Annotated in this window: 20 protein-coding genes; 6 read left to right on the forward strand and 14 right to left on the reverse strand. The window is 70.7% G+C overall.

The features are described 5' to 3' along the window. Window positions 1-47: 47 nt before the first annotated feature. Window positions 48-503 (reverse strand): SIP domain-containing protein, encoded by a 456-nt coding sequence (locus tag CCK91_RS10545; RefSeq protein ID WP_159453431.1) that lies wholly within the window; start codon window positions 501-503, stop codon window positions 48-50. A gap of 273 nt (window positions 504-776) precedes the next feature. Here CCK91_RS10545 and CCK91_RS10550 point away from each other — a divergent pair, with 273 nt between their 5' ends. Genes CCK91_RS10550 through CCK91_RS10570 form a run of 5 tightly spaced genes read left to right on the forward strand, consistent with a single transcriptional unit; the run spans window position 777 to window position 5,712 of the window. Further along, window positions 777-2,285, forward strand: a complete 1,509-nt coding sequence (locus CCK91_RS10550; protein ID WP_086473978.1) for an ABC transporter substrate-binding protein — start codon at window positions 777-779, stop codon at window positions 2,283-2,285. Then, on the forward strand, window positions 2,282-3,241 hold the full coding sequence (locus CCK91_RS10555) for an ABC transporter permease (RefSeq protein ID WP_086473979.1): 960 nt from the start codon (window positions 2,282-2,284) through the stop codon (window positions 3,239-3,241). The genes CCK91_RS10550 and CCK91_RS10555 overlap by 4 nt, the downstream gene beginning before the upstream one ends. Next, window positions 3,238-4,149 (forward strand): ABC transporter permease, encoded by a 912-nt coding sequence (locus tag CCK91_RS10560; RefSeq protein WP_086473980.1) that lies wholly within the window; start codon window positions 3,238-3,240, stop codon window positions 4,147-4,149. The genes CCK91_RS10555 and CCK91_RS10560 overlap by 4 nt, the downstream gene beginning before the upstream one ends. Then, window positions 4,146-4,934 carry an ABC transporter ATP-binding protein gene (locus CCK91_RS10565; protein ID WP_086473981.1) on the forward strand — a complete coding sequence of 263 codons (789 nt, stop codon included), beginning with the start codon at window positions 4,146-4,148 and terminating at the stop codon, window positions 4,932-4,934. The genes CCK91_RS10560 and CCK91_RS10565 overlap by 4 nt, the downstream gene beginning before the upstream one ends. Next, window positions 4,927-5,712 (forward strand): ABC transporter ATP-binding protein, encoded by a 786-nt coding sequence (locus CCK91_RS10570; RefSeq protein WP_086473982.1) that lies wholly within the window; start codon window positions 4,927-4,929, stop codon window positions 5,710-5,712. The genes CCK91_RS10565 and CCK91_RS10570 overlap by 8 nt, the downstream gene beginning before the upstream one ends. 125 nt (window positions 5,713-5,837) lie before the next feature. On the opposite strand, the gene CCK91_RS10575 is transcribed toward CCK91_RS10570, so the two are convergent. From CCK91_RS10575 to CCK91_RS10630, 12 genes are all read right to left on the reverse strand, one after another. Continuing rightward, a complete protein-coding gene (locus tag CCK91_RS10575) occupies window positions 5,838-6,803 on the reverse strand; it encodes an oxygenase MpaB family protein (protein ID WP_242664510.1) in 966 nt (321 codons plus the stop codon). Between the two features lie 149 nt (window positions 6,804-6,952). Continuing rightward, the gene (locus tag CCK91_RS10580) at window positions 6,953-7,756 is read right to left on the reverse strand and encodes a class I SAM-dependent methyltransferase (RefSeq protein ID WP_242664511.1); all 804 of its coding nucleotides are present in this window, start codon (window positions 7,754-7,756) and stop codon (window positions 6,953-6,955) included. Then, on the reverse strand, window positions 7,753-9,471 hold the full coding sequence (locus tag CCK91_RS10585; protein ID WP_086473983.1) for a dipeptide ABC transporter ATP-binding protein: 1,719 nt from the start codon (window positions 9,469-9,471) through the stop codon (window positions 7,753-7,755). The genes CCK91_RS10580 and CCK91_RS10585 overlap by 4 nt, the downstream gene beginning before the upstream one ends. Further along, window positions 9,468-10,340 (reverse strand): ABC transporter permease, encoded by an 873-nt coding sequence (locus CCK91_RS10590; protein WP_086473984.1) that lies wholly within the window; start codon window positions 10,338-10,340, stop codon window positions 9,468-9,470. The genes CCK91_RS10585 and CCK91_RS10590 overlap by 4 nt, the downstream gene beginning before the upstream one ends. Then, window positions 10,337-11,428 (reverse strand): ABC transporter permease, encoded by a 1,092-nt coding sequence (locus CCK91_RS10595; protein WP_207568212.1) that lies wholly within the window; start codon window positions 11,426-11,428, stop codon window positions 10,337-10,339. Before CCK91_RS10595 ends, CCK91_RS10590 begins: the two co-directional genes overlap by 4 nt. 71 nt (window positions 11,429-11,499) lie before the next feature. Then, the gene (locus CCK91_RS10600; protein ID WP_086473985.1) at window positions 11,500-13,122 is read right to left on the reverse strand and encodes an ABC transporter substrate-binding protein; all 1,623 of its coding nucleotides are present in this window, start codon (window positions 13,120-13,122) and stop codon (window positions 11,500-11,502) included. Window positions 13,123-13,212: 90 nt separating this feature from the next. After that, window positions 13,213-14,613 (reverse strand): NtaA/DmoA family FMN-dependent monooxygenase, encoded by a 1,401-nt coding sequence (locus CCK91_RS10605; protein ID WP_086474307.1) that lies wholly within the window; start codon window positions 14,611-14,613, stop codon window positions 13,213-13,215. Window positions 14,614-14,817: 204 nt separating this feature from the next. Further along, entirely contained in the window at window positions 14,818-16,248 is a 1,431-nt protein-coding gene (locus CCK91_RS10610; protein ID WP_086473986.1) for an amidase, read from the reverse strand. A gap of 132 nt (window positions 16,249-16,380) precedes the next feature. Continuing rightward, entirely contained in the window at window positions 16,381-16,962 is a 582-nt protein-coding gene (locus CCK91_RS10615; RefSeq protein WP_086473987.1) for a GNAT family N-acetyltransferase, read from the reverse strand. A gap of 65 nt (window positions 16,963-17,027) precedes the next feature. Continuing rightward, window positions 17,028-17,747, reverse strand: coding sequence for a uracil-DNA glycosylase (locus CCK91_RS10620; protein WP_086473988.1), 720 nt, complete (start codon window positions 17,745-17,747; stop codon window positions 17,028-17,030). Between the two features lie 3 nt (window positions 17,748-17,750). Further along, window positions 17,751-18,488, reverse strand: coding sequence for a Type 1 glutamine amidotransferase-like domain-containing protein (locus CCK91_RS10625; RefSeq protein WP_064295268.1), 738 nt, complete (start codon window positions 18,486-18,488; stop codon window positions 17,751-17,753). Between the two features lie 40 nt (window positions 18,489-18,528). Continuing rightward, complete coding sequence (locus tag CCK91_RS10630) at window positions 18,529-19,026, reverse strand: phosphoribosyltransferase (RefSeq protein ID WP_071262460.1); 498 nt, start codon at window positions 19,024-19,026, stop codon at window positions 18,529-18,531. 45 nt (window positions 19,027-19,071) lie between these two features. Here CCK91_RS10630 and CCK91_RS10635 point away from each other — a divergent pair, with 45 nt between their 5' ends. After that, window positions 19,072-20,610, forward strand: a complete 1,539-nt coding sequence (locus CCK91_RS10635; protein ID WP_086473989.1) for an MFS transporter — start codon at window positions 19,072-19,074, stop codon at window positions 20,608-20,610. An 88-nt stretch (window positions 20,611-20,698) separates the two neighbouring features. Here CCK91_RS10635 and CCK91_RS10640 read toward each other — a convergent pair whose 3' ends face one another. Beyond that, window positions 20,699-21,475, reverse strand: a complete 777-nt coding sequence (locus tag CCK91_RS10640; RefSeq protein WP_207568213.1) for an SDR family oxidoreductase — start codon at window positions 21,473-21,475, stop codon at window positions 20,699-20,701. Window positions 21,476-21,659 lie beyond the last annotated feature (184 nt).

Genomic DNA, 21,659 nt, shown 5'->3' on the forward strand with positions numbered 1-21,659 from the left:
GCGGCGTCCGTGCGGTGCCGTGCGGTGCGGCCCGGTGCGAGGTCGTGTCAGTGTGATGCGCGCTCGACCGAGCTCGAGCGCTGACGTGCGCCGATGCTCGCCAGGGTCATCCTGAGGTCGTTCCGGAGACCCGTGAGGTGCTCCGTCTCGCCGCCGATCCACACGTGGTAGTCGGCCGCATCGTGTCCGTCGACGTCGAGCATCTCGCTCGCCCAGGCCCGGGTCGCTCGCGCGACGGCCTGACCGCGTGCGCACCGGCTGCCCGTTCCGGGTTCCCCCGAACGCGCTGCGCGGACGAGCCACGTCACGACGACGCGTCCCGGCGAGTCGAGGGTGGTGATCGACGCGGCGTCGTCGACCTCGACGAACACCTGACCGCGGGCGCAGATGGGGAGCAGCGCGAGGACCTCAGCCAGCTCGCCGACCGACGACTCGTCGCCCGCGAGCAGCACGTGGCGTGCGTCCGCGACGGCGAACTCCGCCGGATCCTCGAAATAGCTCACGCGATCAGTATAGGCGAGCCTAAGCTCACTTCGATCCCCTGCGCAGGGTCTTCCAAGGCGGCGGAGCACATCACGATCCGATCACTCTGTGACGCCCCCTGACACCGTGGCTGGCACCACACACGTCGACTGGGTACGCTCGCTGGAGCCCCAGCGATGCGGCTTTCCGGACGCGGTCCAGTATTCACGCGGCCCAGGCGGGAATGCCCGCTGCCCGGAACCGGTTGTGCGTCTCCAGATGCCGGCCACTCCAGCATCCCCGAAAGGACCTCCATGCGTCATCGTCAGCTGCGTCGTCAGCTCCTCACCGCCGCGATCGCGGTCACCGGCGCCGCCCTCGTCCTCACCGGCTGCGCAGGCCCGGCCGCGACGCCGACGCCCGACGCCGACGCGACCCTGCGGGTCGGTCTCGTCCTGGAGCCCTCCGACCTCAACATCCGCACCACCTCGGGCGCCGCGCTCGATCAGATCCTCATCGACAACGTCTATCAGGGCCTCGTATCCCGCACCGAGGACAACCAGATCGTCGACACGCTCGCGAAGAGCCACGACATCAGCGCCGACGGCCTCACCTACACCTTCGTCCTCCGCGACGGCGTGACCTTCCACGACGGCGCCGCCCTGACCGCGGCCGACGTCGTCGACTCCATCACCCAGGTGCAGCAGGACCCGACCTTCGTCGACAACGTGGCGCTCCAGAAGGTCGCCTCGATCACGGCCGTCGACGACTCGACCGTGCAGTTGCAGCTCACCTCGCCCGACTCCAACCTGTTGTGGACCCTGACCGGACGCGCAGGACTCGTGCTGGAGTCGGGCGCCACCAACGACCTGTCGACGACCGCCAACGGCACCGGGCCGTTCACCCTGAAGACCTGGAAACAGGGCGACAGCATCACCTTCGACCGGAACGCGAAGTACTGGGGCGACGCCCCGAAGGTCAAGGAGGTCGTCTTCAGCTACATCCCCGACGCCTCCTCCGCCGTCAACGCCACCCTCGCCGGCGAACTCGACGTGCAGACGGCGCTCGACGCGAACCTCAAGGACCAGATCACCCGCGCCGATGGCTTCAGCATCACCGAGGGCAAGACGACCGACAAGTACACCCTCGCGTTCAACAACCAGCGCGCTCCCCTGAACGACCCCCTCGTCCGGCAGGCGCTCCGCTCCGCCATCGACCACGCCGCGATCGTCGAGGCCGTCGGCGGCGCCGCGGTCGAGCAGTACGGACCGATCCCCGAGCTCGACCCGGGCTACGAGAACCTCAGCGAGCTCGTGAAGTACGACCCCGAGCAGGCGAAGGCGCTCCTCGCCCAGGCCGGCCAGGAGAACCTGTCCCTGACACTCACGATCCCGAGCTTCTACGGCACCTCCGTGGCCAACGTCCTGGTGTCCGAGTTCAAGGCCATCGGCGTCACCCTCACGGTCAAGAGCGTCGAGTTCCCGACCTGGCTCAACGACGTCTACACCAACAAGGACTACGACCTCAGCTACGTGAACCACGTCGAGGCACGCGACTTCCAGAACTGGGCGAACCCGAACTACTACTTCGGCTACGACAACGCGCAGGTCCAGTCGCTCTATGCTGAATCCGTAGCGGCGACCGATCCGGCCGTCGCAGCCCAGAAGCTCAAGGAGGCGGCGTACCTCGTGTCGAAGGACAACGCCGCCGACTGGCTCTACACCGCGATCACCCTCACGGTGGTGCGCGACGGCGTGACCGGCTTCCCCGTGGACTCGGTCAACTCGCGCATCAACCTGGCGAAGGTCGCCGTGACCGGGTGACCCGGTTCATCCTGACGAGGCTGGTACTCCTCCTCGTCGGGCTCCTCGCCGCGAGCGCCCTGATCTTCTTCACCATCAGGGTGCTCCCGGGCGACGTCGCCCAGGTCATCGCAGGAACGGATGCGACGCCCGAAGCGGTCGCCGCGATCCGCGAACAGTTGGGACTCGGCCAGCCCGTCCTCCTGCAGTACCTCGACTGGATCGGCGGGTTGCTCCGGGGCGACCTCGGGAACTCGCTCATCACGGGCACCCCCGTCGCCAGCGAACTCGCCCAGAAGGCGCAGGTGACCGTCCCGCTCGGCATCATGGCCCTCGTGATCGCCCTCGCGTTCAGTGTTCCGCTCGGGGTGCTGGCGGCCGTCCGGCGCACCCGCGCGACGGGCGTCGTCATCTCCTTCGCGTCGCAGGGGCTCGCTGCCGTCCCGGTCGTCTGGGCCGGCATGATGCTCGTGCTCCTCTTCGCCGTCGTGCTCGGTTGGCTCCCAGCGCAGGGCTTCCCGCGCGCGGGCTGGAACGATCCGCTGGCGGCGATCCGTGCCCTCCTCCTCCCGGCACTCACGATCGGCATCGTCGAGGGCGCGGTCCTGCTGCGCTTCGTCCGTTCCGCCGCCCTCGACGCGATCGGCCAGGACTACGTCCGGACGGCGGCGGCGAAGGGGCTGACCCGTTCGCAGGCGCTCATCCGCCACGGGCTGCCGAACGTGGCGCTCTCGGTCGTCACCGTGCTCGGGCTCCAGATCGCCGGGCTCATCGTCGGCAGCGTCATCATCGAACAGCTCTTCACGCTTCCCGGCATCGGGCGCATGCTCGTCGCCGACGTCGGCAACCGCGACCTCGTGAAGGTGCAGGGCGAGCTCCTCGTCCTCACCGGGGTGGTCCTCGTGATCGGTGCCGTCGTGGACGTCGTCCACCGTCTCGCAGACCCCCGACTCCGCGAACGGGAGCGGACCACATGACCGCCCGTCAGGATCACCCGCGTCGGCGCGCGGCATCAGGCGGACTCCGCACCCTCGTGTCCGGCCCGGCAGGCGTGTTCGGGCTCGTCGTGGTCACCCTGCTCCTCCTGAGCGCCGGCGTCTCCTTCCTCTGGACGCCGTCCGACCCCCAGCTCACCGATCCGTTCGCGAAATGGCTGGCTCCGTCGCCGGCCCATCTGCTCGGCACGGACGAGGTCGGACGCGACATCTTCAGCCTGCTGCTCGTCGGTGCGCGGGTGACCGTGGCCGTCGCGATCGGTTCCGCAGTCGTCTCGACGGTCCTCGGGGTCGCCCTCGCCGCCCTCGGTTCACTCACGCGGCGCTGGGTCCGGGAGACGGTCGCGGTGCTGATCGACATCCTCATCGCGTTCCCCACACTGCTCATCGCCATGATGATCGCCTCGGTCTTCGGCGGCTCGCTGTGGGTCGTCATCTGGGCGGTGGGCATCAGCTTCGGCGTGAACATCGCCCGGGTGACCCGCCCCGAGATCCGCCGGGTCTCGCACAGCGAGTACGTGCTCGCCGGCAAGGCCGCCGGTCTCGGACCGGTGAGGAACCTGACGCGGCATCTGCTGCCGAACGTCGCACCGGTGTTCATCGTCCAGCTGTCGTGGTCGATGGCGGTCGCGGTCCTCGCCGAGGCGGGCCTGTCGTACCTCGGCTACGGCGCCCCCTCCAGTGTCCCGTCCTGGGGTCGGATGCTCAGTGAGCTGCAGACCTACCTCGCCGTGCACCCGCTGTCGGTGCTGTGGCCGGGGCTCGCCATCACCATCACCGTCCTCGCCCTCAATCTGCTCGGAGACGCCCTGCGGGACGCGACCGATCCGACCCTCGGTCGCCGAGGACCCGCCTCGACGCCCACCTCGCCCCAGGGGGTGACCGCATGAGTCTCGACGTCCAGGACCTCGTCGTCACGCTCGGCGGCCGCCGGGTCGTCGACGGCGTGAGCTTCAGCGTGCCGGCGGGCGCACGGTTCGGCCTCATCGGCGAGTCCGGATCCGGGAAGTCACTGACGGCGCTGGCGATCCTCGGACTGCTCCCGGACGGCGCTTCGGTGAGCGGCAGCATCCGCTGGCAGGGCGAGGAGCTCCTCGGCCGCGACGACCGCGAACTCGCGCGGATCCGCGGGCGTGAGATCGGGATCGTGTTCCAGGAGCCTCGGACGGCGCTCAACCCGATCCGCACCATCGGACGTCAGATCGGCGAGCCACTGCGCATCCACGAGGGGCTGTCGAAACGGGAGGCGCTCGATCGGGCCGTCGAACTCGCCGCGCGGGTCCGTCTGCCCGACCCCGAGCGCATCGTCCGGCGGTACCCGCACCAGCTGTCGGGCGGGCAACGCCAGCGGGTCGCGGCCGCCATCGCCCTCGCGTGCGGACCCTCCCTGCTCATCGCGGACGAGCCGACCACGGCGCTCGACGTCACCATCCAGTCGGAGATCCTCGGCCTCTTCGAGCGTCTCGTGAGCGAGACCGGCGCGTCCCTCGTCTTCATCACCCACGACCTCGCGGTCCTCTCCCGGATCGCCAGTGATGCCGTGGTGCTCGCGCAGGGGAAGGTCGTCGAGGCCGGGCCGGTGGCCCAGCTGCTGTCGACGCCGGTATCGCCCGTGACGCAGCGACTGTTGGCCGCCGCGAAGACCATGAGCTGGAAGGGCGAGGACGATGACTGAGCCGCTGCTCCACGCCCAGGGGCTCGGACGGGTCTACACCAACCCGCGGGAGTCGCTCTTCCAGCGCCCGAGCCGCACCGTCGCGCTCCACCCGAGCGACCTCGTCGTCGCCCCCGGTGAAGCCGTCGGCATCATCGGCGAGTCGGGGTCGGGCAAGTCGACGCTCGTCCGCCTCCTGCTCGCGCTCGACACCCCAAGCTCCGGGTCCGTCGCGTTCGACGGCCGTCCCGTCAGCGCTGCGGCGAGCGCCAGGAGCCTGCACTGGTTCCGTCGACAGACGGGCGTGGTGTTCCAGGACCCGTACGCGTCGCTCGACCCGCGCATGAGCGTCGGGCGGATCGTCGCCGAGCCCCTCTCGGCGCTCGGGATCGAGGGCGACCACCGTTCCAAGGTCCGCGCGGTGCTCCGGCTCGTCGGTCTCGACGCCGACGCGGCCGACCGCTTCCCGCACGAGTTCTCGGGTGGTCAGCGCCAGCGCATCGCCCTCTCGCGAGCGATCGTGCACCGCCCGCGCCTCCTCGTCGGTGACGAACCGCTGAGCGCGCTCGACGTCACCGTCCGCGCGCAGATCCTCGAGTTGCTCGGCGGGCTGCGGCAGGAGCTCGGGCTCGCGATCGTGCTCGTCTCACACGACATCGGCGTGGTGCAGCATCTCTGCGACCGGGTCGTCGTCATGCGCGACGGAGCGATCGTCGAGGAGGGTCCGGTCGCCAAGGTCCTCAGCCGACCCTCGCACCCGTACACGACCCAGTTGCTCGCCTCGGTCCCCCGCCTCTGACGCCGTCCCAGTCCCTGTGCCCCGAACCGGTCCCTGAGCCACCACCCGGTCCCTGAGCCACCACCCGGTCCCTGAGCCTGTCGAAGGGCGACGTACGCCACACCGAGCACAGCCCTTCGACAAGCTCAGGGACCGGAGACGGCCGGCGGGTCCGCCAGGCGCCGGTGCCGGCGCAGGGCCGCGCGCTGGCTCGGTGACTCACCGTGCAGGACGAGCCCCACGATCCACAGGACGACCCGGGTCGCCGTCACGACCGGCAGCGGGATCGGGCCGAGGTGGGCGGTGCGGAGCCCGAGGATGCGGCGGTACTCGGGTGGGATCGTCGCGACGGCTCCCGCGAAGAGGATCCCGTAGGCGGGGAGCAGCGAGCGGTCGAGCGGCGGTCGACGGAGGAACGCCAGGGTCTCGTCCACCCGCGGGCCGCCGGTCAGGTCGCCCGCGTCGAGGTACCCGCGCAGCTGCCTGGCCAGTTCCGCCTCCGAGCGGGGCGGGTCGACGACGCCCATGAGCTCACCCGCGAGCGCCCAGTCGGCCACATAGGCGTCCGCACCACCGGGGATCCGGCCGCCCCAGGTCTGTCGCACGCTCAAGAAGGCGTCGGTGAACGCCAGGTGCACCCACCGCAGGAGGTCGGGGTCGTTGGCCGCGTACGGGCGAACCACGCCATGGGCGTCGAGGTACTCCCCGACGACGCGTTCGTGGAGCTTGAGCACGTAGTCGCTCGTCCGACGGGCCGTGTCGCGATCGCCGTAGGTGACGGTGAAGATCCAGCGGATGGTGCCGTCGAGCCGTCCGAGCGGGTCCTCCCGGTACCGGGACCAGTCGTGCACGCCGGCGAGCGCCCCGGGGTGGGCCGCCTGCAGGAGGAGCGCCCGGATGCCGGCGACCATGGTCTCGACACCGCCGTGCACCGTCCAGGCCGCGGAGTCGGGGGTGAAGAACCCCGTGTCGGTGCCGTCCTCGAGATCGAGCGTCCACTGCGGCGGGCGGTCCTGCTCCACCGCGAAGACCGCGAGGATACGTGAGCGGAGCCCGGCGAGCAGTCGGGTGCGCAGGCGCGAGACCGGTCGCCGTCCGGTGCCGACATCCACCACTCGATCGTCCTCCACTCGCCGTCACGACGAGCCTACGTCGGGATGCCGGTGGCCCCGCCCGTAGGGGGCTCGTCTCCCGAGTTCCGGTCCCTGAGCCGGTATCCCGGTCCCTGAGCCTGTCGAAGGACGCCTCGGCAGGGCCCCGGTCACCGGGCGGGCTTGCGCGCTTCGATCAGAGTGCGTGTGGAGTGCGCGACGAACGGGCCGTCCTCCTGCAGGGAACGGTGCAGCTCCTGCAGGCGGTCGAGGTACTGCGCGGAGGTGAATCCGGGCACCATCCAGATCACCTTGCGCAGGAACCAGACGATCGCACCGACGTCGTGGAACTCGATCCGCAGCCGTTCGGTCCGCAAGCACACGATGTCGAGTCCGGCGGCGCGGGCACCGTCGGCCTCGTCGTCAGGGTGACGTGCTCGACGGACGGCTTCGGGCTGCGGGCCGAGGAAGGCCTCGACGAGTTCGAAGACGCTCGCCGGTCCGACGTGCTGGGCGAGGTAGCTTCCTCCCGGCGCGATCACCCGAGCCACGTCGGTCCAGTCCACGGCGACGGGATGCCGGCTCGACACGAGCGCGAACGAGTCGTCCGCGAACGGCAAGACGGCACCCTCCTCCGTGCGAACGACGACGACGCCGCGCGGGTGCAGGCGGGCGGCGGCTCGGGCGAGGTTCGGTGGCCAGGACTCGGTGGCGGCGGCGAGCGGCGGAAGCACCGGCGCCGTGTCGAGCACCTCTCCCCCGCCGGTCTCGAGGTCGAGCGACGACGGGACGCTCGCCAGACGTCTCCCGAGCAGCTCCGAGAACCGCCAGGAGGGGCGCTCCTCACTGGCCCGGCCGTCGAGCCAGGAGAAGTCCCACCCGTCGACCGAGGCGGCGTCGGCCTCGGCGACGAGGTCGTCGAACGATCGTGACATGGTCTCCTCCGGGCGCGGCTCCGTGGTCGGTGCGCTCATCCGACAGCCTCGAACCGGCTCGGATCGAGCCGCTCGACATCGAACCGCGGCACCGCGTCGAGCAGCTCCCGAGTGTACGCGTGCTGCGGATGCCCGAGGACGGCCGTGGCCGGGCCCGACTCGACGACGCGCCCGTTCGACAGCACCGTCACCTCGTCGGCGATCTGCCGGACGAGACCGAGGTCGTGTGAGATGAACAGGTAGCTGAGCGCGTGCTCGTCCCGGAGGTCGAGGAGCAGTTCGACGATCTGCGCCTGCACCGAGACGTCGAGCGCCGAGGTGGGCTCGTCGAGGACGAGGACCGACGGCGCGAGGACGAGCGTCCTCGCGAGTGCGACCCGCTGGCGCTGACCGCCCGACACCTCCCGTGCACGACGCCCCAGCGCACTCGCGGGGAGGGCGACCTGATCGAGGATGGTCGCGACGCGGCGCCGGCGTTCGGCGGCGCTCCGCACCCCGTGGATCCGCAGGGGCTCCTCGATGATCTGTCCGACGGTGTACCGCGGATCGACCGCCGAGAGCGGGTTCTGGTAGACCAGCTGGAGGTCGCGTGCGAAGGGGTTGGCGACGGCGTTGTCCCGTGGCAGCTCCCGGCCGGCCACCCGTACCGACCCGTCGTCGAAGGACGCGAGCCCGGCGACGATGCGCGCGAGCGTCGACTTGCCGGACCCGGACTCGCCGACGAGCGCGTGGATCGAACGCGGACGGAGGACGAGCGAAGCCTCGTCGAGTGCGGGCGGCGTCTGGTGATCGCGCCCGTACCGTTTCGACACGTACGACACCTCGACCACGGCGGGTGGCACGATCGTCCCGCCGCGCTGCTCCGCCTGCACCTGCTCGGCCGCAGCACGGATGCGTTCCCGGTAGCGCAGCGGCGACGACGCGGGTGAGTCCGAGAGCAGCCCCACCGTGTAGGGATGCCGCGGTGCGAGCAACACCTCCTCGGCCGGACCGGATTCGCGGACGTTCCCGTCCTGCAGGACCACGATCGCGTCGCTGCGCTCCTGCGCCAGCGCCAGGTCGTGGGTGATGAAGAGGATCCCGAGCCCGAGCTCCTGCCGGAGGCCGTCGAGGAGGTCGAGGATGCGCCGCTGGACGGTCACGTCGAGCGCGGACGTCGGCTCGTCGGCGATGAGCAGCTTGGGCCTCGCCGCGATGGCGATCGCGACGAGCACCCGCTGCAACTGCCCGCCCGAGAGCTCGTGCGGGTAGGACCGCACGCGGGCCGAGGCCTGACGGATGCCCACGTGCTCGAGCAACTCGATCACGCGCGCGGGGATCTCCGAGCGCGGGGTGTCGCCCGCCACCTGGACCGCCTGGGCGATCTGCACGCCGATCCGCTGCAGCGGGTCGAGTGAACTCAGCGGATCCTGCGGGATGAACCCGAGCGTCGAGCCGCGCAGGGGGCGCCACTGCCTCCGGGAGAAGTCGGCGACCTCGTGTCCGGCGACCGCGACCCGACCGGCGGTGACCGAGCCGTTGCCCGGGAGGAGCCCCGCGACCGCCCGGGCGATCGTGCTCTTCCCCGAACCGGACTGACCCACGAGCGACACCGTCTCGCCGCGCCCGACCTGGAACGACACGTCGCGCACCGTGTCGGTCAGCCCCCTCGAGCCACGTGTCCGGTACCCGACGGCGAGTCCGTCGACGAGCAACGGCACCGGAGCCGCGTCGACGACATGGAGTGCGCTGTGCTGCAGGGCTGCCTGGTTCATGCGGTGGTCCTCTCGCGGGTGAGTTGGCTGAGACGGCTGATGGCGAGCACGGTGACGGCGATCACGAGGCCCGGGACGACGACGAGCCACGGCGAGGACACGACGTACTGACGACCCTCGGAGACGAGCAGGCCCCACTCCGGGTCGGGCGGCGGAGCTCCGTACCCGAGGAAGCTGAGCGAGGAGATCCAGATGATCGCGAGGCCGAACTGGAGGGCCGTGAGCGACAGCACCGCGGAGTACGAGTTCGGGAAGACGTGCTTCGCGAGGACGTACGCCCGCGACCCGCCGAGATGGTGACTCGCCTCGACGAACGGCAGGTCCTTCACCGTCAGCACCTCGGAGCGCATGATCCTCGTGAACGCCGCGATGGAGGATATCCCCACGGCGACGGCCGCGTTCAGGGTGCCGAAGCCGAGCGCCACGACGACGACCATCGCGAGGAGCAGCCCGGGGATCGACAGCAACACGTCGACGATCCGGCTGATGACGGCGTCGACGAGCCCGCCGAACGACGCGGCGACGAGCCCCAGGACCGTGCCGGCGCCGAGGCCGATGAGGACGGCGACCGCCGAGCCGAGCAGGGTCCGCCCGGTGCCGTGGATCACCCGCGACAGCAGGTCGCGACCGAGGGAGTCGGTTCCGAACCAGTGCGCGACCGATGGTGCGGCGAGCGCGTTGGCGTCGTCGGGCTCGAGTGGGTCGTACGGCGTGAGGAGGCCGGGTGCGACGACGGACACGAGGACGAGACCGACGACGATGATCGCCAGGACCTCAGCGACACCGAGGCGGCCGAGGAGTCGACGGAACGCGTCCGGTCCGTCGTCGGCCGCGGTGACGTCGCGGTCCCGTTGGAGTCGGAGGCTCATGCGTCCACGCTCGCTTTCGTCGGGACACCGTCGGGCACCGCCGTCCCCGTCGCCGCCGCTGTCGCCACAGCAGGCCTGGCGAGGCGGGAGCGTCGGGACCGCCCATGCCCCGGGCGGACGATGCGCGGGTCGAGGACGGGGTAGACGAGGTCGGTCACGAGATTGATGCCGACGTAGATGGAGGAGATGAGGATGACGACAGCCAGGATTACCGGGGTGTCCTGATCGCGCACGCTCTCGAAGGTGATGAATCCGAGGCCGGTGCGGGTGAACACGGCCTCCACGACGACGGCGCCGGCCAGCAGCTCTCCGACGACGAGGGCGAGCATCGTGATCGACGGGATCGCACCGTTCTTCAGGACGTGGCCGAGGGCGATCCGGACCTCGCTCGTCCCCTTCGCGCGGAGCACGGTGACGAAGGGTTCGTCCGCGGCCTTCCGGAGTCCCTGGATCAACACCTGCGTCAACGGACCGTTGACCGCGAGCGCCAGGGTCAGCGCCGGGAGCACGTAGGACACGAAGCCCTGATCGCGCACCGACGACACCCAGCCGAGCTGGAAGGAGAAGATCGCGAGGAGCACGAAGCCGATGAGGAAGCTCGGCGCGGAGATCGAGGCGATGGGCGCCGAGGCCGCGATGCTCCTGATCGCCCTGACGGGGGCGTACACGGCGGTGAGCGCGATCGCGAGCGACAGCACGATCGTCATGACGAACGCCACGCCCGCGAGCACGATCGTGTCCGAGAAGCCCTGCGCGACGAGGTCCGACACGGCACGACCGCTCACGAGCGAGTAGCCGAGGTCCCCGTGGAGGAGCCGACCGACCGTCAGCGTGAACTGTTCGATCGGCGACAGGTCGAAGTGGTAGTACGCCCGCAGCGCTTCGCCTGCGGACGGGGGCAGTGGGTTGAGCGGGCTCGTCAGCTTGTTCTCGATGGGGTCGCCGGGCAGGACGAAGAGGGTGAAGAAGACGAGCGTGTAGACGAGGGCGATCACGAGGAGCGCCTGGGCGACGCGCCTGATCACGTACTCGCGGTAGTGCCGGCGTCGCGTGTCCGCCGCGCTGGCGTTCGGATGCTGGTTGGACATGTGGGGCCTCCTCTCGGAAGGGGCGGGACCGAACATGGGAGGGCCGTCCGATCGACGGCCCTCCCGCTCGCTCAGTCCTCGATCGAGGTGTTGTAGAACTCCGGCAGGGCACCGTCGGTGAGGGAGAAGCCCTTCACCCGCTGCTGGGTGACGAACACCTGGCTGTCGTTGAGGATCGGGACGACGTAGGCCTGGTCGATCAGGTGGTCCTGGATCCGTCCGAGGATCGCCGCACGGGTGTCGTCGTCGGTCGCGGCGTTCTGCGAGTCGAGCAGCGACTGCAGGGTCGTGTCGGAGCCGGCGAGACCGAGGAGGTCTGAGCCGTCCTTGCTGTAGTACTCGCTGAGGCCCTTCGAGGGGTCAGGGTGCGGCCAACCGACCCGGAGCGCCCCGACCTCCGGGTCCGCGAACGCGGTCGCCCAGTAGGTGGAGTAGTCGAGCTCGTTGAGCGACAGCTCGATCCCGACGCCCTTGAACTGGTTCTGGATCTGCTGGAAGAGGCTCTTCGCCGTGTTGTCGTAGACGTCGATGTAGGTCTTCACCGTGAGCCGCTCGCCGCCCTTCGTGCGGTAGCCGTCCGCGTCGCGCTCGGTCCAGCCGGCGCCGTCGAGGAGGCGGTTCGCCGCATCCGGGTCGTAGGCGAACTTCGCCGATTCGTCGACGTAGCCGAAGGTGCCCGGCGACAGGACCGACGTCGCGGGCGTCCAGCTGTCGGTGTACTGCGTCTCGATGATCTGCTCACGGTCGATCGCGTGCAGCAGCGCCTTGCGGACGTCGACGTCGTCGAGGAACGGCGCCTGGCTGCGGAGGAACCACTGGTTGCTGAGACCGACACCCGTCTTGGACACGATGTCGTAGCCGGCGTCGACGAGCCCCTGCTCCTCGCTCGGCTGGACGTAGCGGATGACGTCCGCCTCGCCCGACTTCAGGGTGCCGAGCCGGACGCTGTCCTCCTGCACGGGGATGACCGTGACCGAGGCGAGGTGCGCCTCGCCCTGGTTCGGGGAGGACGGCGGGGCCCAGGCGTACCCCTGACGACGGTCGAGCACGATCTCCTTGCCATAGGTCTCGGAGGCGACGACGAAGGGGCCCGAGCCGATGAGGTTCACGAACTTCGACTGCTCCTCCTTGCTCGCGTCGATCGTGGCGTCGGCGACGAGCCCGGATCCCCACCCGGTGAGCACGTCGAGGAAGGGCGCGTAGGGTGCGGCGAGGACGACGGTGACGGTGCTGGTCGCGTCGTCCGGCGTCGCGACGAGACCGGGCGGGAACTGCGCGTTCGGGGTCGTGCCCTTCGCCTCGTCGCCGGTCGACTGCCAGTTCAGGTTCTTCGCGACGCTCGTGGCGTCGACGGCGGTGCCGTCGCTGTAGGTGACGCCGTCACGGATCACGAAGGTGTACGTGAGACCGTCGGGACTGACGGTCCAGGAGTCGGCGATCCACGGTTCGAGTTCGCCCGTCTCCGCGTTGCGGTAGAGCAGGCGGTCGGTGATGTTCTGCTGCAGCGCACGGGTCTGCCACGTGCCCGCCTCCTGCACCTGCGCCGAGGTGGGGATCTCCGCGTCGAGGTAGGTGAGGCTGCCACCGTCCGCGTCGGACGAGGCCGACGCCGCCGAGCAGCCGGTCAGCGCGATGCTCACGGCGACGAGTGCTGCGGCGGCGAGTCGTGCTCGCCGTCTGGTGGTTCGGGTCATGACGGGTACTCCTGTGGGTCGGGGTGGTCCGGTGCTGTGCCGGTGTGGTTGCCCATCCTGGTCGGCGCACCGGGCCACCCCGCCGCTCTGTTACGACAGGTTTCCCGCGGGTTCCCTCGATGACGCCGTGTGACCGTCGACGGTCCCCTCGTGCTGGTCGCCGAGGTTCCGTCCTCCGCGATATCGTGCGGCCGGGTGGTCGTCGGGGAGCCGGGCCGCCCCGCCGGTCAGGCGCTCGCGGAGCGTCTCCCCCGGTCGATACGCGTCGCGCAGCCGCCCTCGGCGACGCAGCTCCGGCACGACGAGTTCGACGAAATCGGTGAGCGTGTCGAGGCTGTGGTACTGACGCAGGTTGATCCCGTCGATACCGACCTCGTCCAACCATCGCTCGATCTCGTCGGCGACGACCTCGGGGGTGCCGACGGCGAAGAAGTCCCGTTCGAGGTCGCTGCCGACCCGCGCGACGAACTCGCCCACGGTGCCGGCCGTCACCTGCGGCGGCAGGGCGTCCGCCGGGACCCCCTCCGCGGCGAGCGCCACGGCGACGGTCCGGTCCTCCGGGTGCGCCAGCGGGTCGAACGGCAGCCCGGCGTGCACGAACCGGCCGACGATGCTCGCGTGCTCCCGGTACTGCGCGGCTTTGGCCTCGGCCTCCTCCTGCGTCCGCGCGACGATGACGGCCGCCTGGACCACGATCTTCAGGGCGGCCCCGTCGCGTCCGTTGTCGGCCGCTGCGGCACGGAACCGCTCCAGGAGGGGTCCTGCACCTCCAGGCCCCCGCACGCCCGTGAACACCGCTTCGGCGTGCCGTCCGGCGAACGCGATGCCGGCCGGTGAGGCGGTCGCGGTGTAGAGCAGCGGCGTCCGCTGCGCGCTCGGCTCGGACAGGTGCGGTCCGGCGACCTGGAAGTAGCGCCCGACGTGATCGATGTACCGCACCTTGTCGGGGTCGGAGTAGACGCCGGCCTCCCGGTCGCGGACGACGGCGTCGTCGTCCCAGGAGCCCTCCCAGAGCTTGTAGAGGACGTCGAGGTACTCCTCGGCGATCGCGAACCGTTCGTCGTGCGGGATCTCCTCGGCGAGGCCGAAGTTCCGTGCCGCGTTCGGCAGGTAGGAGGTGACGATGTTCCACGCGACGCGGCCGTTCGTCAGATGGTCGAGGGTGCTCATGCGACGCGCGAAGGCGAACGGCGGCTCGTAGCTCGTCGAGAAGGTGATGCCGAAGCCGAGGTGCTCGGTCACGGCGGCCATCGCGGGGACGACGAGCAGCGGGTCGTTGTTCGGGATCTGCAGGCCCTCGCGCAGGGCGTCGGCCGGGCCACCACGGAACACGTCGTAGGTGCCGACCACGTCCGCGATGAAGATCGCGTCGAACCCGCCCGCCTCCGCCGTCCGGGCGAGTGTCGTCCAGTACCGGATGTCGGTGTACTGGTCGCGTCGGTTGTCCGGCAGGCGCCAGAGGCCGTGGGTGATGTGGCTCACGCAGTTCATCTCGAACAGGTTGAGGATGAGCTGCTTGGGGCTGGACTGCGTTGGGCTGGACTGTGCGCTGATGATCGACTCCTCCGGTGGAGCGGCGATCGGTCCGTCCGGACCGGGCCGCCTGAGCACCCTAGGCGCAGCGGGAGGGACGAGGTCCGGCCGCCGTGTCACATCCCGTCATACGCCACCGGGCGACGCGAGCGCGACGATCGGTCAGCGGGCGACGGACGGGACGCGGTCCTGCCAACGCAGTCGCCGCTCCAGTTGCGCACCGAGGGCGAGCAGGGTCGCCTCGCCTCCGGGACGCCCGATCAGCTGGACGCCCATCGGCAGCCCCTCGGACGTCTCGTGCACCGGGAGCGTGATGGCCGGCAGGCCGGTCGCGTTCACGAAGGAGGTGTGCGGCGCGTAGCGCACCTGCTGCTCGAAGTTCAGCTCGGGCGAGCCCTGGTCGTACCACCCGATCGGCCGTGGTGTCTGGGCGAGCGCCGGCGTGATGATCGCGTCGAACGGCGCGAACTGCGCGAGGACGCTGCGTTCGAACCGGTGGAGACTGGCGAGCGTCTCCATGAGCCGGGTCGCCGGCAGCGCCCGACCGCGCTCGACGAGGGACCTCGTGATGGGTTCGAGGAGCGCCAGCTCCGCCTCCGAGGACGCCGGGACACCGGCCGCTGAGGCCTGCCAGATCGTCGTGAAGTCGGCCGGGTACCGTTCGGCGTCGCGAAGGGTGAGCTCCTCCAGGCCGTGCCCCATCGCGGTGAACGCCCGGGTGGCGACGTCGACGGCCGCGAGGGCCTCCGGGTCGACCGCCAGCTCGAAGGCGCTGTCCCAGGGTGAGCCGGCGAGGACCGCCAACTGGAACCGGCCTTCGCCGCGGACGGCGTGCCCGAGCAGGGGTCCGTCGTCGGCGTCGGGTGCGCGCAGCGTGAAGTGGTGATCGATGCGGCCATGGACTCGCTCGATCATCGCGTCGAGCAGGAGCGCCGCGTCGGCGACGGTCCGGGCGATCGGCCCGGGGACGACGAGGCCGGCGAGTCGGTCGACACCGGAGCCCGCGGGGACGAGCCCCCTCGTGGGCTTCAGGCCGACGAGCCCGCAGGCGGCCGCCGGGATGCGGACGGAGCCGCCTCCGTCGGAGCCGGGGGCGAACGGGAGGAGCCGCGCGGCGACGGCGGCTGCGGCCCCGCCACTCGACCCCGCCGCTCCGCGGTCGAGGGCCCACGGGTTCCGCGTCGGCACCCCGTCGAGCGGCTCCGTGTAGCCGTAGAGCCCGAACTCCGGGGTCGCGGTCTTCCCGAGGCTCACCGCACCGGCCCGGTCGAGGACGCCGACCAGCTCGTCGTCGGTCGTCGCCACGAGATCCGCGGTGAGCCGCGACCCGAAGCGGACGGGCTGACCGGCACGGGACACGAGGTCCTTGTCGCCGATCGGGAGTCCCCAGAGCGGTGCAGTCCGAGGAAGCGCCTCGACCGCCTCCACGCGTTCGGCGAGCGATCCGGCGGCGACCGAGGTGAAGGCGCCGATCGCGTCGTCGAGGCGCTCGATGCGGTCGAGGTAGTGCCGGGCGAGCTCCGTCGGTGAGACCTCGTCCCGCTGCAACGCCTGCCACTGCTCGAGCGCCGTCAGCTCGTGGAGTTCCGCCATGCGACCAGCCTAGAGGCGGCGCTCTCCTGTGGTCCCCGTTCCCTGTCCGTTCCGGTCCCTGTTCCCTGTCCGTTCCGGTCCCTGTTCCCTGTCCGTTCCGGTCCCTGAGCCTGTCGAAGGGCGTCGACCGGTTCAGCGCTTCAAGGACTTCTGGAGGAGGACCGTGCCGATCCAGCGGTCGAACTTGAACCCGACTCGGCCCATGCGGCCCACCTCGGTGAACCCGAACTTCTCGTGCAGGGCGATCGACGATTCGGCGCCCTTGTCGGCGATGACGGCCAGCATCTCCTTGAGCCCGGCGGCCTTCGCGCGCTCGATGAGCTCACCGAGCAGATCGGTGCCGAGGCCCTTGCCGGTCGCCGCGGCTCCGAGGTAGATCGAGCTCTCCACCGTGAATCGGTAGGCGCGCTTCTGCTTCCACGGCGCGCACAGCGCATACCCGAGGATCTGTCCCGTCGGGTTGACGGCGACGATGAACGGGAGCTGCAGCCGCTGCAGGTAGGCGAACTTGGAGCGCCACTCGGCGAGGGTCATCGCGTCCTCGTCGAAGGTGACCATGCTGTTGGCGACGTAGTGGTTGTAGATCGCCCGGATGTCGGGCAGGTCGGCCGCAGTGGCGTCGCGCATCGTGAAGGCGAAGGGGGTCTCGGGGGTCGGCGGCTTGCGCAGGTGCGGCGGCAGCCGGCGCCTCGGCTCGTACTCCTCTTCCAGCATCCCCCAAGCCTAACGAGGGGGTGGGTCGGCGGACAGCCCTTGCGGCCGACGCCACGACCCGGTCGTCAGTCGAGCGACCAGTCGATCGGGTGCGCGCCGCGGGAGACGAGGAAGTCGTTCGTGCGGCTGAACGGCTTCGAGCCGAAGAAGCCCCGCGAGGCGGAGAGCGGACTCGGGTGCGCCGAGACGATGACGTGGCGGTCGGGGTCGGTCGATGATTCGAGCAGCGGTGCCAGTCGTTCGGCGTCCTTGCCCCAGAGGATCGACACGAGCGGTGCGGGGCGTGCGGCGAGCGCGCGGATCGCCTGTTCCGTGACCGCCTCCCAGCCGTGTCGGCGGTGCGACCCGGCGGAACCCGCCTCGACCGTGAGGACGCGGTTGAGGAGGAGCACGCCCTGTCGGGTCCACGGACTGAGATCGCCGTGTTCCGGCGTCGGGACACCGAGGTCCTCGCGGAGTTCCCGATGGATGTTCGCGAGGCTGCGCGGCAGCGGGCGCACGTCCCGGTCGGCGGCGAACGACAGGCCGATCGGATGACCCGGCGTCGGGTACGGATCCTGCCCGACGATGAGGACCCGGACCGCGCTGAACGGCGTGCGGAAGGCCCGCAGGACGAGCTCGGGTTCCGGCAACCATCGGGCACCGGCCGCCGATTGCGCCGCGAGCCAGTGGTCGATCGTCGCGAGTCGGTCGGCGACGGGCGCGAGCGCGTCAGCCCAGCCCGCGTCCATCGACCCCGCCGCGGCGAGCTGTGCCGGGCTGCCGCCGAGGATCCCGTCCGTCATGGACTACTGCTGCTGCGGCTGCTCGGCACCGATCGTGCGGACGACGACCCCGTGCTCGGCGGTGAAGACCTGCCAGACGCTGCCGCCACCGAGGACCGAGAGCGCCCCCTGCCCGACGACGAGCGCCGTGTTCTCGTCGATCGCGACCCCGCCGTCGACGACCCCGGCCTCCGTCGCGGCGACGAGCCGCCCCAGGGTGCCCCACTGTGCGGCATGCGCCTCCACCGCGATGTCGACGAGCCCGAGACCGTCGCCGATCGTGACCTCGTCGAGTTCCTCGGACGCCGCCTCGGGGCTCACGGGGACCTCGCCGACACGCCATCCGCCGATGATCGCGTGCTCGGCGGCGATCATCGCGCCGGCCGAGATGCCGAGGTAGGGCAGACCGGACGCGACGAGGCGTCGGATGTCGGTGGCGACCGGCGCGACCGCCTCCGCGTAGGCCGAGGGCAGCCCACCGCCGACGACGATCCCGTCGACCTCGGCGAGCTGCGCCTGCGCGACCACGCCACCCTCGCGGACGACCACGCGGATCGCCTCGATCTCACCGGAGCGTGCGACGGCACGTTCCAGGGCGGCGGACTGCTCAAGCCCGTCGCCGTCGTGCACGACGACGATCGCGATGCGCGGGGCCAACCGACCGGCGACGACCGCGAGCGCGGCCGCCTCGGCGATGAACGCTGCGTAGACGGTCGACTCGGTCTCTGGGGCGGCCGGACCGCCGAGGAGGAAAACACTCACCCTGAGACCCTACCCGGCACCCCGGATCAGGCGGGGACGATCAGGCCGTGATCGTCGGCAGCGTCGACCAGGGGAAGGAGATCCAGCGGTCGACGCGCTTCCACACGTAGTCGGGCCGGAGCACCGTCTGCGGCTTCTCGTACAGCGTCACCGTGCGGACCTCCGCACCGCTCGCCTGCATGAGTTCCAGCACCATCGCGAGCGTGCGACCCGAGTCGGACACGTCGTCGACGAGCAGCACCCGGCTCCCCGGCAACCCGGCCACGTCGAGCAGCGGCGGGAGCACGACGGGCTCGGGGAGACGCGCGTCGACCCCGGTGTAGAACTCGACGTTCAGCGCGCCGCACGCCTTCACGTCGAGGGCGTAGGCGATGGCACCGGCGAGCAGGAGCCCGCCGCGCGCGATCGCGACGACGGAGTCGGGCCGGAACCCGCTCGCGACGATCGCACTGGACAGTTCGCGGGCCGCGTCACCGAACGTGGGCCAGTCGAGGACCTCTCGCTCCGGGGACGCTGCGCTGGGGTTCTCGGTCGACATCCTCCAACGCTATCCTGCCGGCCGGGCCGCCTGTACCATCCCCCCATGGCGCGAGACAGCACGACGACCGGCGGAGCCTCGGCGACCGGATGGCGGACGTCGATCCGTGGGTCGGCAGCGGGCGTCACCGCAGGACTCATCGGCTGGTTGTTCCTCGTCGAGATCACGAGCGGTGTCCTGCAGGGCTACTACGTCCCGCTCATCCCCGACCTCGTCGAGCACCTGGGCATCCACGACGCGGACTTCAACTGGTTCGAGGCCGCGCAGCTGCTGTTGTCGGCGCTCGTCGTCCCCATCCTCGCGAAGCTCGGCGACATGTTCGGCCACAAGCGGGTCCTCCTCGTCTCCACCGTGTTGACGGCCGGTGCCAGCTGGTGGCTCGTCGTCGCCGGGGACTTCTGGTCGTTCCTCGCGGCCTGGGCGCTGCAGGGCTTCTACGTCGTGTGGCTGCCACTAGAGATCGCGCTCATCTTCGAGCGGGGTCGTCGCTCCGGCACCGGGGCCTCGCAGACCCGCCGGGCCGCCGGCCTCCTCGTCGTGGCGCTCGAGGCCGGGGCCATCATCGGTGCGCTGTCGAGTGGACGCATCCTCACCGCCCTCGGCGGCGACATCCCGCTCACGATGATGCTGCCGGCCGTCGCGGTGACCCTCGTGTTCTTCGCCATCCTCTTCGGCGTCCCGGAGTCCGAACCCCTCCCGGGCAGGACCCTGGACCTCGCGGGCTTCGTGCTCCTCAGCCTCGCGCTCCTCCTCATCACCTCGGGGCTCACCTTCCTGCGACTCAACGGTCCGCAGACGTGGTGGGTGTGGGGGCTCATCGCGATCGGCGTGCTCGCGTTCCTGCCGTTCGGGCGACATGAACTGCGGCAGCCCGACCCGGCGATCGACCTCCGCGTGCTCCGGCAACCCAACATGTGGCCGGTGCAACTGACCGCCGGGCTCATCGGGATCAGCCTGCTCGGCGCGCAGGCCCCGCTCAGCACCTATGCGGGGACACCCCGGGAGAACGGATACGGACTCGGGCTCGACGCCGGCGACATCTCCACACTCATCGGCGCCTACCTGATCTCGATGATCGTCGGTGCGCTCCTGTTCCCACTCGTGTCGCGCTGGGCGACGCCCCGGATCGCGCTCATCATCGCCGCGGCATTCGTCGCGGTCGGGTACCTGCTGTTCCTCCCGTTCCACCTCGAGACGTGGCAGGTCTTCCTGAACATGGCGATCGCGGGGCTCGGCTCCGGTGCCCTCGTCGGAGCCATGCCGGCTGCGGCCGCGGCCGCCGCACCTCGCGGGCAGACGGGTGTCGCGTCGGCGCTGACCAACACGACGAAGACGATCGGTGGCTCGTTCGCCTCGGCCGTCTTCGGCGTGGTGTTGTTCGCCGGCGCCGCACAGGCCGTCACGGCCGGGGCGTCGAGCCTGTCCGGCTACCTCACGGTCTGGGCGATCTGCGGGGCGGGCGCGCTCGTCGCCGCCGTCCTGCTCTGCTTCGTCCCGAAACTCGCGTTCGCGGACGCGGCCCCGGTCGACGCGGAACTCGAGCCACGCATCGATCCAGCTCCTGAGCACCCGACCGGTCACTGACCTCCCAACCGGTCCCTGAGCTCCCGCCCGGTCCCTGAGCTCCCGCCCGGTCCCTGAGCCCCAACCGGTCCCTGAGCCTGTCGAAGGGCTACTCCGCGACGCGCAACGGCCCCTTCGCCAGGCGGTACGGGGCGGCCTGGGCGACGGGCTTGATCGTGATGAGGTCGAGGTTGACGTGCGGCGGCAGGGAGGTCGCGTGGACGATGGCCTCGGCGACGTCGTCGGCTGAGAGCGGATCCGGCACGTCCTCGTAGACGGCGTCGGCGCGGTCCTGGTCGCCACCGAAGCGCACGAGGGAGAACTCCTCCGTGTGGACCATGCCCGGCGCCACCTCGATCACCCGGATCGGTTCGCCGTTGAGTTCGAGCCGCAGCACTTCGAACAGGGCGCGCTCGGCGAACTTCGCCGCGTTGTACCCGCCGCCGCCCACGTAGGCGACGTGGCCCGCGATCGAGGTGACACCGACGATGGTGGCGGCACCACCCTCCGGGATGCTCCGACGGAGGATCGGCAGGAGTGCCTGGACCACGCGCTTCGTGCCGAGGACGTTGATGTCGAACATGCGGCGCCAGTCCTCGACGTCGCCCTCCTCGACGGACGCGAGGCCGAAGGCACCACCCGCGTTGTTGACGAGCGCCTGGGCTCCGCCGAGCTCCGCTACCCGGGCGGCGAGCGCGTCGACGTCCGCCTGCACGGTCAGATCGGCGACGATCGCCGTGCCGCCGATGTCCGCGACAAGAGCCTCGAGCCGTTCCGCACGGCGGGCCACCGCCACGACGTCCCAGCCGTCGGCGGCGAATCGCCTCGCGGTCGCCTCCCCGATCCCTGAACTCGCACCGGTCACCACCACACGTCTCGTCGTCATGCCTCCAGGGTAGCCACCGAGCGGAGGCGTTACGCCGTGTTTCCGCGTGGTTGGCGCGTGCAGGTGGGGCCGGTAGCCTCGGGGTCACGACGGAGCACCACCCGGAGCCACGCCCGGCGACATCGCTGTCGGACCGAGCGGCCTCACCGGCGGCACCCATCACCCGAGCAGCACCGACCACCCG

Source organism: Plantibacter elymi (nom. nud.) (assembly GCF_900177795.1).
GTDB classification, from domain to species: Bacteria; Actinomycetota; Actinomycetes; order Actinomycetales; family Microbacteriaceae; genus Plantibacter; species Plantibacter elymi.